Raw genomic sequence first — 12,596 nt, forward strand, 5'->3', positions numbered from 1 at the left:
GATTTAGTAAATCCGGTCACCATTATTTCTTGATTAGGATTTCCTCAAGCTCCTCCAAAGATTTGTTTTTGGTTTCAGGTACTACTGCCATTACAAAGAAGAATCCTACAGCAGCAAAGAGGCCATACAATAAGAATGTGGTACTACTTCCCATAGTATCCAATTGCCAAGGAAAAAACTGCTGAACCAAATAGCTAACAAGGGAATTTAAAAAACCCACAAAGGAAATAGCCGCTCCTTTGATTTTGATTGGGAAAAGTTCAGAGAATAAAACCCACATCACAGGACCTATCGAAATGGCAAACGACGCCACAAATCCCAAAATTCCGACGAGAATAAGAGTTGGATTGATTTGAATAGCCGCAGTGATCAGGTTCGATTCGAAAGTCAAAGCATCTTTTTCTCCCAAATTTTCTCGAATCGCTTCCTTAAAACTCACATCATTATCAAAAACCTCCTCGACAAGAGGAGTTAAAATATCTTGGTTGATTTCTGAAGGAAGTGTTTTTATGGATTCAGTCGTCAATTTATAAGTGGCATTCCCAAATCCATAAGCCAAGAGTCCCATACAAAGAGCAATGCCAGCCAATCCAACAAGAAGCAAGGGTTTTCTTCCCAATCTATCAATAAAAAGGATAGCTAAAACAGTAAAAACCAAATTGGTCAAACCGACCAAAATAGCTTGAATAAAGGATGCATCCGTACCAATTCCAGATTGTTCAAAAATCATCGGAGCATAAAAGAAGACAGAGTTAATCCCTGTGATTTGTTGTAGAATGGCGATTACCACTCCAATGACTAAAACCAATCGATAAGCCGGCTTGAAAAACTCAGTCATTTTGACCTTTTCCTTGTCCTTCTCTTCGTGAATACTCCGAATCGCATCATTGATTTGTTTTTTGGAATCTTCTAAATCAGTGAATTGATTCATAATTAGCAAAGCCTGATCAGTTTGTCCTTTCATCACCAACCATCGAGGGCTCTTTGGCACGAAAAATAATCCCACATAAAACAGCACTGCTGGTAAAAACTCTAAACCAAGCATCCATCTCCAATTCCATTTTTCAAAACCTAAAGCCAAAGCCCAATCTGACTGAGACTCACCCAATTTCAAAATCAGGTAATTCGTAAAAAATGCGACCGAAATACCAATGACAATATTTAATTGATTGAAAGATACCAATCTTCCCCTCATGGCTGGTGGAGCGATTTCAGCAATGTACATTGGAGCCAAAATTAAAGAAGCTCCTACGCCGAATCCTCCGACCATTCGAGCAATTACCAATGTCAAAAAATCTGGTGCAATAGCAGAACCAAATGCACTTACTGCATACAGAATGGCTGCTACCTGAAGTACTTTTCTTCTACCAAAGCGATCACTAAGAGGACCGGAAACCATCATGGCTAAGGTAGCTGTCAAGGTAAGAGAAGCTACTGACCAACCCAATTCGAGTTTGGTTAAATCAAATTCCGTCTCGATAAATTTGACTACTCCGGATATAACAGAGGCATCAAAGCCCATCAAAAACCCTCCGAGAGCTACGATCAGAGAAATTCTAACCGTGTAGGATTGATTGTTCGTCATATTATTTTGGGTTAAATGGTTGGTATTATATTCTAGCGATCCATTTCAAGCTAATGATAATTCTTTATGATTTAAGCAAAATCAGTTCAAGAAAGCGCATTGTATGTCTTTTCTAATTAGTTTCTCATTCTTAGTCAAAACAAAAAATCAACTCAACCATTACTTCATCAAAGACTCATTTTCTATTTCACAAAAGCTCAAAAAAAAGCCTATAACGATAAACAAGAGCCGATTCATGTTTTAAAAATTACAACAAAAAATCAATGCTGTTACATCAAGCTGATTATATTTATCAACTGATATAAACCCAAATTGAACCATGAAATATTGGATATTCTGTATTTTATTTTGTTTATCCGCTTGGCAAGTCTTTGGACAAAGCCCAGGACTTCCATTTTCTAAGTTCTATTCCACTAATGATTATCAAGGCGGGATTCAAAACTTTGCATTTACACAAAGCCCTTCAGGACTTATTTATGTTGCTAACAACTTTGGTCTATTGGAGTATGACGGGTCAGAATGGAGGAGGTATTCCTTACCAAATAGCACTAAAATTCGGGATGTCGCCATAGATGAAAATGGGACTATTTATGCCTCCGGTCAGGCTGAGTTTGGATTTTTCAAACCCGATCAAAAAGGATATCTCATTTACCAATCCTTATCTCAAAAACTACCCGAATCAAGCAAAAATCTGGAAGAAATCTGGAAGATTTATTTTATCCAGGACTTTGTGATTTTCTGCACTTTTGATGAAATCTTCCTATTTGACAAGAACCAGGAACTAGTCTCTATTCTTGATGGAGAACAGGACTTCGAAAGTTTCCATTTCGCAAATAATAACCTGTATATCAATCAAAAAGAGAAAGGTCTACTCTTTCTAGAAAATCAAAATCTTTCTCCATTAAATGGGGGTGAATTCTTTTCCGACAAACTATTGGCTGGTTTTATCTCAGTTTCAAACAACTCTCACTTAGCATTTACCCGAAACCAGGGAGTTTACGAAATCGCTGGATATGAAATTAGACCATGGCAGGTCAAACTCCCACAAGGAGTACAAATCAATGAAGCGAGGCAACTTAAGAACGGAAATATAGCCATTGGAACCCAGCGTCATGGTTTGTTCATATTAAACCAAAATGGGGAAATCTTGCTCGAAATGAATAAGGAAAATGGATTGAGAAACAATTCGATCTTATCCTTATTTGAAGATATCTCAGGCAATCTTTGGATAGGGCATAACAATGGGATTACCCTACTGGAACTGAGTCTTCCATTCCGTTTGATTGATCAGTTTTCAGGTCTTCCAGGCACAGGATATGATGCCTTCCTAAAAGATCAAGAAATATATTACGGGACGAATTATGGACTTTTTGTAGAAAAAACGGCGCCAAATACGAGCAAAGAAATCAACCCATTAGATGGTGGAACTGGGCAGGTCTATCAAATCACGCAAATTCAAGACAAGCTTTTATCTGCACAAAATGATGGAGCTTTCTTAATTGAAAACGGAAAGGCAAGTTTCATAGGAGGCCCAACTGGAATTTGGAATTTCCAACCTCTCAAGGATCATCCTGAGCTAATTATCAGTGGAAGTTATAGTGGCCTTTTACTTTTTGAAATAAAAAACAACACAGTTCGATTCCTTCGAAAACTGAAGGGTTTTGATGAATCATCCCGTCTGATCGAACAAGACAGCAATGGAGATATTTGGATGGCCCATGGATACAAAGGCATTTATAGATTGAAATTAAATGAGTCTTTGGATTCTGTCAGCTATCAATATTATGGAACCGAATCAGGATTACCCACTACCCTTTTGAATTCGGTTTGGAAACTCAATAATCAATTAGTTTTTTCCACTGAATACGGATTATATCGATATAATCCGGATCAGGATAGGTTCGAAAAAGATCCGACTTATGATAGGTATTTTGAGCCAGATTTCTTGGCTACAAGCATCATCGAAGATCCTCTAGGAAATATTTTCTATATCGGTGAAAAGGAAGTTGGGGTGTTGGAAAAACAAATTACAGGATCCTACACCAAGAATCATCAGATTTTCAACAAGATTAAGCCTTTCTTGAATGATGATCTTCAAAAGATTTCTTTAATCCGAGCAAATGAAGTTTTATTTGCTGCTAATGAGGGATTTATATGGTATAAACTAGATAAAAACTTCAATCCATCCATTTCCTATCCTACCCTTATCAGATCAGTCTATTTAACGGGTGCTTCGGACTCCCTGATATCTCAAGGAAATTATTTAAGAATATACAGCATAGAAGAATCCCAAAACGAAGAGGATATCCTAGCTATCCCATATCAAAATGCCAACTTGAGGTTTGAGGCAAGTAATCCTATTCCCAACAATGAAAACACCACCAAATTCCAATTTTGGCTAGAAGGACTCGAAGAAGGATATGGTGAATGGACAACGAAAAGGGATAAGGCCTACACCAATTTGAGAGAGGGGAATTATACTTTCCATGCACGGAGTAAAAACATTTATGGAGAAATTTCGAAGGAGGATAGTTATTCCTTCAAAGTCCTTCCTCCATGGTATAGAAGCACTTTGGCCTATTTGGTTTATACCATTCTAGGCCTTCTCTTACTGTACCTTCTTTTCAAGTATTTAGATAAACGAATGAAAAAAGAAGCAGCACAAATCAAAGCTGCTCAGACCAAAGTCATTCAGGAAAAAGAAAAAGATCTCAAGAGTTCCAAACAAGAAATCGAACGACTCAAAACAGAAAAGCTCAGGTCAGAAATTCAGAGCAAAAACAAAGAGCTTGCTTCTGCTACTATGCACTTGATTAATAAGAATGGCTTTATCGTTCAGACCAAGTCTCATTTGAACAATATCATCAAAAAGAGTAAAAATCAGGAGGTGAAAAATGAGATTAACAAGATCATTCAAAGCATAGAAAAAAACATCGCTGGGGATAAAGATTGGGAACAGTTTGAAATGCACTTCGACGAAGTTCATGGGGATTTCATGAGCAGATTCAAGACAGCCTATCCTGATTTGAGTCCTCAGGAAATCAAATTAAGCGCTTATTTGAGGATGAATCTTTCTTCCAAGGAAATTGCCAATTTGATGAATATTACAATCCGGGGTGTGGAGATTGCCCGGTATAGATTACGTAAAAAAATTCAGTTGGAACGATCAGAAAATCTGCAGGAATTCATATTAAAATTCTGATGAAATAGAAGTAGAATCGGGGGTGGATTTACCCCCGATTTTTGTAATCAAATAAATCATCAATCCGATTTGTCCTATTTCACCCAAAGTCAAGGGGATCAAACTCAAAAATGCCGCGAAACCGGTAAACATAAGTACCCCAGCTAGGATAGTCAAAACTCCTACGATTATTGGAATAGTGGAAAATTGATTTTTAAAGGCTGTAAATGCCATTCCTAAGAGGACATAAAAGAACCCAAAAGAACTTATTTTGACCATGTAATAATCTCCTAGGTTCATTAGGTCAGTCTGCAAGGCAAAAATATCAGCTAAGAACCAAATTAGATTAGCACCCACCATTGCCCAAGCTCCTATTTTTAGAAATGAATTAGAGAAAAATTGAGCAAGTTTCACCCAAGCCAGCATAAATAAAATATGGCCAACGTAAGTGAAAACTTTAATCAATGAAAAAGCATTTCGGCTAATCTCTTCTTTGCCTCCAATAAATTCTAACTCATACCCTATCTCAAAAATGGATAGAAAGAAATAGATAACTCCAGCTGCAATTCCTAAATAGATGAAAGATGGATTTTTAAACTTCTTCTTATCCCCCATTTCTTCTTCCATCCCTTGAAAACCCAAGGCTTCAAATAAGGCCTTTACAGTTTAAGACCTTGGAGTAACCTCTCCTGCTTCTATTCTCTGAATAGTTCGAACATTCAGATTGCACTTTTCGACCAACTCTTCCTGAGTCATTCCTTTGGCTTTTCTCAACTCCGAGATTTTTTTGCCTAATTCTGGTTGTTTCATGTTGAAATAGATTTTTGATTTAACCATGGCAATTTCTCTGATATGGATTTGCAAAAGGGCGAAATTGGGACGGAATTATCCCGACATTTACCCGACATTCGATGATTTGAGCTAAAATAAGGCCTTTTGGAAATTTCATCTAGCCTCTAAATTAAATCTAAAACCTTTCCCAAAGCGGGGTTTCGATTAGTGGGTTTCCAAATAACAGACAACTCCGTGAATTGCCGAATCCCCGGAATTTCCATAAAACGGACATTAAGATTATATCCCTCTTTAAGTGAAGTGGGAATAATGGCTACCCCCAGTCCATTCTCCACCAACCTAAAAATGGTCAAAGCATGAACAGATTTATGTTTTACTCGAGGGCTAAAGCCTGCTTCTCTGAAAATCCCCATGATTTGTTCATAGTAGTGATTTGAATAATCCGAAGAGAACAGGATAAATGATTCCTTCTCAAACTGACCCAAGGATTCAAATCTTTCTTCATGAATTGGATGATCAGAAGGAACCACCAAGGAAAAACTATCCCTAAAAATCGACTTCATCTGCAAATCCTGCGGCACAGAAGCTAAGCGTACAAAGCCCAAATCCAATTTATCCTTTTGAATCATTTCGACTTGGGTTTGATTACTCAATTCCTCCAATGATGTGGAAATTAATGGATGCTCAGCATTCAAACGGCTTAGAATATCAGGAATAACTCGATTAGAAGCAGAGCCTAAAAATCCAACCCTTAATTCTCCGATTTTCCCTTCGGAAATCTCTTTTAGCTGATGTTTTTCATTTTCAAGATGATTGAGAACAAACTCTACTTCTTCTTTCAAGTAGCCCCCAGCAGCAGTACATGCCACGTGCTTTTTATCCCGCTCGAAAAGCTGTACGCCTAATTCGTCTTCCAACTGCTTGATTTGACGGCTAAGTCCGGGTTGGGAAATAAATAAACGCTCAGCTGCTTTTCGATAATTTAATTCCTCTGCCACAGCTTGAAAATATTGTAGGTGTCGAAGCTCCATTGATAACTACAGATTATTGATTATTGATAAAAATAGTATCAAAAAGCATCAATAGAAAACTTTATCTTTGATGAGTCTTGAATACCTAACAAAAACCCTGATAATCAATCAACAAGCCCCAAATTCCCCTTCCTGATACAGCAATGAAAATATTTTATTACGGACAAGACCATTTAACTGCATCCATCGCGCTAAAACTCGCCAGAAAGGAAATACAGGGAGATTTTAGTCCAGAAACAGTAGAAAAAGTAAAAAATTCTGCTGAGGCAGTAGCAAAAATCGCTCAAGGAGAAAAAGCGGTATATGGAATCAATACAGGCTTTGGCCCTCTCTGTACCAGTATTATCTCACCTGAGCAAACCACCACCTTGCAGGAAAACTTATTAAAAAGTCATGCAGTCGGTGTTGGTGAACCTATTGATGCGGAAATCAGCAAATTGATGATGGTTCTAAAAATCCATGCACTAGCTCAGGGTTTTTCAGGGATTCAATTTGAAACTATTGAACGGATTCTTTGGATGCTTGAGCAAGACATCACGCCTATTGTTCCAAGCCAAGGATCGGTAGGAGCCTCAGGAGATTTGGCTCCACTCTCTCATTTATTCCTACCACTAATCGGACATGGGAAGGTATTTTTTGAAGGAGAGATTCAAAGCACGGAGAAAGTTCTCACACAGTTCAACAAAAATGCTTTGAAACTTGGCCCCAAAGAAGGATTGGCCTTAATTAATGGAACCCAATTCATGGCAGCCCATGGAGTTAGAATAGTAGAAAGGTTTCACAACCTTTTAAGTAATGCTTCGCTTACAGGTGCATTGATGATTGAAGGATTGATGGGATCTGCCAAACCTTTCTCCTCGGATCTACATCAACTAAGACCATTCGCAGGAAACCAGCACGTGGCACAAACCATAGCTAATTTATTGAAGGATTCAGAAATTGTTGTTTCCCATACGAATTGTACCCGAGTTCAAGACCCTTATTCTTTGCGATGCATTCCGCAGGTGCATGGAGCTAGCTGGAATGCTTGGCGACACCTAAAAGAAACCCTCGAAATTGAAATCAATTCGGTCACTGATAATCCTGTTGTTTTCAATGAAGATCATACGATTTCAGGTGGCAATTTTCACGGACAACCTATTGCATTAACGTTTGATTATGCCTGCTTAGCCATTTCAGAAATTGGCAATATTTCAGACCGGAGAATTTATCTTTCCATAGAAGGAGATACTCCTGGTGTACCGAAATTATTGCTCAAAGAAACCGGTCTCAATTCGGGATTGATGATACCTCAATACACTACCGCAGCCTTGGCATCGGAAAATAAAAACCTTTGTTTCCCAGCTTCTGCCGATTCCATCCCAACCTCACTTGGTCAAGAAGACCATGTAAGCATGGGAAGTATCGGGTCGAGAAAGGCACTAAGGGTTCTGGAAAATGTGGAGAAAATTCTGGGTATCGAATTGTTTTATGCAGTACAGGCCATGGATTTCCATCAACCTCTGAAATCAGGCCCAATTCTTCAAAAAATTTATGAATTTGTAAGAACTCGAATCAATCCTGTCACAGAGGATAGAATCATGTCTGAGGATATGGAAGAAGCAATTCAACTGATTCAAAATGGTGATTTGGTTAACCTTGCTAATTCCCTAGCTGAAGAAAAAAACCTTTCCTACCATACTCCTTGGACAGAATTGTTCGATTTTTAAGTTAAGCTGAGACATGAAAAACCAAAAACTAATCGGTCCCATTTCCCAATTAATCACCATGAATAACATGCCTTTAAAGGGGGCTATTTCTGATGAGGAATTGGAAATAATTCCTCAAGCAGGAATATGGATTAAGGATGATCAAATTGTAGAAGTTGGGAGTTTTGAGACCCTTCGGAAGAAAGTCGATTGGAATAAAACAACTCGAAAAAATATTGACGGGGATTACGTAGCAATTCCTGGATTTATCGATTGCCATACCCACATCTGTTTTGGTGGAAGTCGTGCGAAGGATTTTGCCATGCGAAATTCCGGAAAAAGTTATCTGGAAATCGCTGAAGCAGGAGGTGGAATTTGGGATACGGTGAAAGAAACCAGAGCCTTATCTGCCAATGACTTGGCAAAAGCAACACAGACTCGAGCAGAAAGACATCTCTCAGAAGGAGTCACAACTATCGAAGTCAAAAGTGGCTATGGGCTTTCACTTTCTGAGGAAATTAAAATGCTAAGTGCCATTCAAAAAACCAAGAATCGGGTAGCTGCCGAGTTGATTCCAACCTGTTTGGCAGCCCATACTCTTCCGAAAGACTGGGAAGGCAGCAAAGAGGAATACATCAAAGAAATTACAGAAAAACTTCTTCCAGTTCTTCAAAAACAAAAACTCTGTCAAAGAGTGGATGCATTTGTTGAGAAATCTGCTTTTTCCCCAGAGGAAGTTCTTCCATATGTCCAGAAAGCAAAAGAATTGGGATTCGACATCACGATTCATGCCGATCAATTTTCTGTTGGCGGATCAGCTCTTGCAGTAGATTTAGGCGCTATTTCTGCGGATCATTTGGAAGCTTCGGGAGAAAAAGAAATTGAATTATTGGCCAAATCCAATACGATTGCCGTTGCTTTGCCCGGTGCAATTTTGGGGTTGGGATGCGATTTTACACCTGCTAGAAAAATCCTCGATTATGGTGGTAGCCTAGCCATCGCCTCTGATTGGAATCCGGGTTCGGCCCCAATGGGTGATTTATTAGCTCAAGCTAGCATCTTGGCAACTTTTGAAAAGCTCAGCACTGCTGAGGTTTTCGCGGGTATCACCTTCCGATCAGCAGCTGCTTTGGGGTTGAAGGATCGAGGGAGATTAGCATCTGGTCAACTCGCTGATTTTATTCTTTTCCCGACCTCTGATTATCGAGAGATTCTTTACCAACAAGGAAAGTTGAAACCAGAAATGGTCTGGAAGTCAGGTAAAAAAGTATCTGGGAAGTCGAAAGATTAAGTCAATAACATCCTTTCAATCTTCAAGTATTTATCACAAGAGAAAATGAATTTTCAAGACCAAATCATACAAGGAATACCGACAAATCTTCCTCCGAAAAAGTATCGGAATCCCAACATTTCCCATGCTCCAAAGCGAAAAGACATCTTATCATCCGAGGAGAAAAAACTAGCCATAACCAATGCATTACGATATTTTCCAGTAAGTTGGCATGCAGAGTTAGCCAAGGAATTTGCTGAGGAACTGCATGCGTATGGTCGGATCTACATGTATCGATTTATGCCGGATTATTCGATGTATGCGCGTCCTATTCATGAGTATCCGGCTAAATCCAGACAGGCTGCTGCCATTATGCTCATGATCCAAAATAATTTGGATCCGGCTGTAGCTCAGCATCCTGAAGAATTAATCACCTATGGTGGAAACGGAGCTGTATTTCAAAATTGGGCTCAGTATCTGCTTACCATGAAGTATTTGTCAGAAATGACTGAGGAGCAAACACTCCATATGTATTCAGGGCATCCTATGGGACTTTTTCCATCTTCTCCAAATGCCCCAAGAGTGATTGTCACCAATGGTATGATGATCCCCAACTATTCAAAACCTGATGATTGGGAGCGATTTAATGCACTTGGAGTCACTCAATATGGTCAAATGACCGCTGGCTCCTATATGTATATAGGCCCCCAAGGCATTGTTCATGGAACTACGATTACGGTGATGAATGCCTTTCGAAAAAAACTAGGTACAGGAGAAAGCCCAAAGGGTAAAATTTTCCTGACTGCTGGATTGGGTGGTATGAGTGGAGCTCAGCCAAAGGCCGGTAATATTGCTGGTTGCATTACCGTCTGTGCAGAAGTCAACCCCTCTGCTGCTTTGAAAAGACATCAACAAGGTTGGGTGGATGAATTGATCAAAGATTTAAACGAACTCGTCAACCGAGTTAAGAAAGCAAAATCAAAAGAGGAGGTTGTTTCAATCGCATTTCTTGGAAACATCGTGGATGTTTGGGAACGCTTTGATGAGGAGGAGATTTTTGTGGAATTAGGTTCTGATCAGACTTCTCTTCACAACCCATGGGCTGGAGGATATTATCCGGTAGGCCTATCTTTTGATGAATCAAATCAAATAATGGCTGAAAACCCAGAACAGTTTAAAGAAGCAGTTCAGGAATCCCTTCGCCGTCATGCTGCCGCTATCAATCGCCACACAGCAAAGGGAACTTATTTCTTTGATTATGGAAATGCCTTTTTATTAGAAGCTTCACGAGCTGGGGCAGATGTAATGGCAGAAAATGGAATCGATTTCCGCTACCCAAGTTATGTTCAAGATATCTTGGGTCCCATGTGTTTTGATTTTGGTTTCGGCCCTTTCCGATGGGTTTGTACTTCAGGAAAAGCGGAAGATCTAAGAAAAACAGATCAAATCGCTGCAGATGTCCTTCGGAAAATCAAATCACATTCCCCTTCCTCAATTCAACAACAGATGCAAGACAATATTACCTGGATTGAAGAAGCGGAGAAAAATCAATTAGTAGTAGGGTCTCAAGCAAGAATTCTCTACGCCGATTCAGAGGGACGAATCAAAATTGCGGAAGCTTTTAACAAAGCAATTGCCTCAGGGGAAATCTCGGCCCCTATTGTTCTGGGACGAGATCATCACGATGTGAGTGGTACAGATTCCCCTTATCGAGAAACTAGCAATATTTATGATGGAAGCAAATTTACAGCTGATATGGCCATCCAAAATGTCATTGGAGATAGTTTCCGAGGCGCAACTTGGGTTTCTATTCACAATGGTGGTGGAGTTGGCTGGGGTGAAGTGATCAATGGAGGTTTTGGAATGGTACTAGACGGAACATCAGAAGCCCAAAAGCGTTTGGAATCAATGCTTTTCTATGATGTAAACAATGGAATCGCACGAAGAGCATGGGCAAGAAATTCAGGATCTCTGGAGGCAATCCAGCGGGAAATGGAGCGAAGCCCTAGGTTAAAAGTTACACTTCCAAATTTGGTAGAGCAGCAGATTATCGACCAAATCCCTAATTTTTAATATGAATCCACTTCACCAAAATCCCGATCCCCAAAATTGGTTAGGAAGAAAATCTGAAGAAAAGGAATATTGGTACCAATGGCTGGAAAACCAATCAAATTTGAGTTTTCGGAATGAGCCAGGAAAGAAAATCGGAGTTTTGGGATATCCCGGTGAAGTAGGGGTTCGAAGAAATCAAGGGAGACCCGGAACAAAAGATGCACCTGATTTAATTCGAAAATTCTGGGGAAGCTCTGCCTATCATCTTCAAATGGAGATTCTGGCTATTGATTATGGAAATATTCTAACTCTTAATAATGACTTGGAATCTACCCATGAAAAAATCACCGAATCAGTTCATTCCTTATTGGTAAGCCAGCATTTTCCGATTCTACTTGGAGGAGGTCATGATTTAGCCTATGCGCATGGAAAAGGTATTTTCAGATACTTAATTCCAAAAGGAGAAAAATTAGGAATCATCAATCTCGATGCACATTTTGATCTTAGACCTTTGGTACAGGGAAAGGGACATTCAGGCTCCCCCTTTTTCCAATTGGCTCAAGAGTATCCTCAAAATTTTCATTATCTAGCTTGGGGAATTCAGGAAGCCGCTAATCCAAAATCACTTTTTGAGACTGCCAAATCCGTCCATGCAAAATTCTTCACTATGGAAGAAATTCAATCCAAAAGCTGGGATTTTTTGGAGCAGCAATTAGTAGGTTTTATGGATTCAGTCAATAAGATTTACCTAAGCATAGACTTGGATGGTTTTTCTTCAGCATTTGCACCAGGAGTTTCCGCACCTTCTCCTATGGGCTTCAGCCCAGAGCTAGCATTTAAAGTCCTCGAGCTAATCGCAAAAAGCAAAAAGCTGATTTCCATGGATGTGGTGGAACTCAATCCAAGATTTGATCAGGATAATGCCACGGCAAGGCTTGCAGCACGCTGTATAGAATTTATCCTTCGAAAAAACTTCGGCTAACCCTCTATTCTTCTT

At 39.4% G+C, this 12,596-nt stretch carries 9 protein-coding genes and 1 pseudogene; 5 read left to right on the plus strand and 5 right to left on the minus strand.

The genetic code is table 11. The features are described 5' to 3' along the window. Positions 1 to 22: 22 nt before the first annotated feature. Positions 23 to 568: an MFS transporter gene (locus NY014_RS05285; protein WP_259414130.1), complete on the minus strand. Its 546-nt coding sequence runs from the start codon at positions 566 to 568 to the stop codon at positions 23 to 25. Next, positions 542 to 1,588 (minus strand): annotated as a pseudogene (locus tag NY014_RS05290) (sugar porter family MFS transporter); the annotation flags it as partial. The pseudogene NY014_RS05290 and the gene NY014_RS05285, both read right to left, overlap by 27 nt. A gap of 316 nt (positions 1,589 to 1,904) precedes the next feature. Here NY014_RS05290 and NY014_RS05295 point away from each other — a divergent pair. Next, positions 1,905 to 4,787 (plus strand): ligand-binding sensor domain-containing protein, encoded by a 2,883-nt coding sequence (locus NY014_RS05295; protein ID WP_259413509.1) that lies wholly within the window; start codon positions 1,905 to 1,907, stop codon positions 4,785 to 4,787. On the opposite strand, the gene NY014_RS05300 is transcribed toward NY014_RS05295, so the two are convergent. From NY014_RS05300 to NY014_RS05310, 3 genes are all read right to left on the minus strand, one after another. Further along, the gene (locus NY014_RS05300; protein ID WP_259413510.1) at positions 4,776 to 5,408 is read right to left on the minus strand and encodes a hypothetical protein; all 633 of its coding nucleotides are present in this window, start codon (positions 5,406 to 5,408) and stop codon (positions 4,776 to 4,778) included. The genes NY014_RS05295 and NY014_RS05300 overlap by 12 nt on opposite strands. Before the next feature lie 24 nt (positions 5,409 to 5,432). Further along, positions 5,433 to 5,576 (minus strand): helix-turn-helix domain-containing protein, encoded by a 144-nt coding sequence (locus tag NY014_RS05305; RefSeq protein WP_259413511.1) that lies wholly within the window; start codon positions 5,574 to 5,576, stop codon positions 5,433 to 5,435. Between the two features lie 146 nt (positions 5,577 to 5,722). Beyond that, complete coding sequence (locus NY014_RS05310; protein WP_259413512.1) at positions 5,723 to 6,589, minus strand: LysR substrate-binding domain-containing protein; 867 nt, start codon at positions 6,587 to 6,589, stop codon at positions 5,723 to 5,725. 143 nt (positions 6,590 to 6,732) lie between these two features. Between NY014_RS05310 and hutH the strand changes: the two genes are divergently transcribed. The 4 genes from hutH to hutG are packed head-to-tail and all read left to right on the plus strand — an operon-like array spanning position 6,733 to position 12,581. Further along, positions 6,733 to 8,298 (plus strand): histidine ammonia-lyase, encoded by a 1,566-nt coding sequence (hutH, locus tag NY014_RS05315; RefSeq protein WP_259413513.1) that lies wholly within the window; start codon positions 6,733 to 6,735, stop codon positions 8,296 to 8,298. A gap of 13 nt (positions 8,299 to 8,311) precedes the next feature. Continuing rightward, positions 8,312 to 9,568, plus strand: a complete 1,257-nt coding sequence (gene hutI / locus NY014_RS05320) for an imidazolonepropionase (protein ID WP_259413514.1) — start codon at positions 8,312 to 8,314, stop codon at positions 9,566 to 9,568. Positions 9,569 to 9,613: 45 nt separating this feature from the next. Further along, positions 9,614 to 11,620 (plus strand): urocanate hydratase, encoded by a 2,007-nt coding sequence (gene hutU / locus NY014_RS05325; RefSeq protein ID WP_259413515.1) that lies wholly within the window; start codon positions 9,614 to 9,616, stop codon positions 11,618 to 11,620. Position 11,621: 1 nt separating this feature from the next. Beyond that, complete coding sequence (gene hutG / locus NY014_RS05330) at positions 11,622 to 12,581, plus strand: formimidoylglutamase (RefSeq protein WP_259413516.1); 960 nt, start codon at positions 11,622 to 11,624, stop codon at positions 12,579 to 12,581. Positions 12,582 to 12,596 lie beyond the last annotated feature (15 nt).

Source organism: Algoriphagus limi, from assembly GCF_024919275.1.
GTDB lineage: Bacteria > Bacteroidota > Bacteroidia > Cytophagales > Cyclobacteriaceae > Algoriphagus > Algoriphagus limi.

Coding starts and splice junctions, on each gene's coding strand:
- NY014_RS05285 (WP_259414130.1), bottom strand. CDS start 568: ATGGGACTCTTGGCTTATGGATTTGGGAATGCCACTTATAAATTGACG.
- NY014_RS05305 (WP_259413511.1), bottom strand. CDS start 5,576: ATGAAACAACCAGAATTAGGCAAAAAAATCTCGGAGTTGAGAAAAGCC.
- hutU (WP_259413515.1), top strand. CDS start 9,614: ATGAATTTTCAAGACCAAATCATACAAGGAATACCGACAAATCTTCCT.
- hutG (WP_259413516.1), top strand. CDS start 11,622: ATGAATCCACTTCACCAAAATCCCGATCCCCAAAATTGGTTAGGAAGA.
- NY014_RS05310 (WP_259413512.1), bottom strand. CDS start 6,589: ATGGAGCTTCGACACCTACAATATTTTCAAGCTGTGGCAGAGGAATTA.
- hutI (WP_259413514.1), top strand. CDS start 8,312: ATGAAAAACCAAAAACTAATCGGTCCCATTTCCCAATTAATCACCATG.
- hutH (WP_259413513.1), top strand. CDS start 6,733: ATGAAAATATTTTATTACGGACAAGACCATTTAACTGCATCCATCGCG.
- NY014_RS05295 (WP_259413509.1), top strand. CDS start 1,905: ATGAAATATTGGATATTCTGTATTTTATTTTGTTTATCCGCTTGGCAA.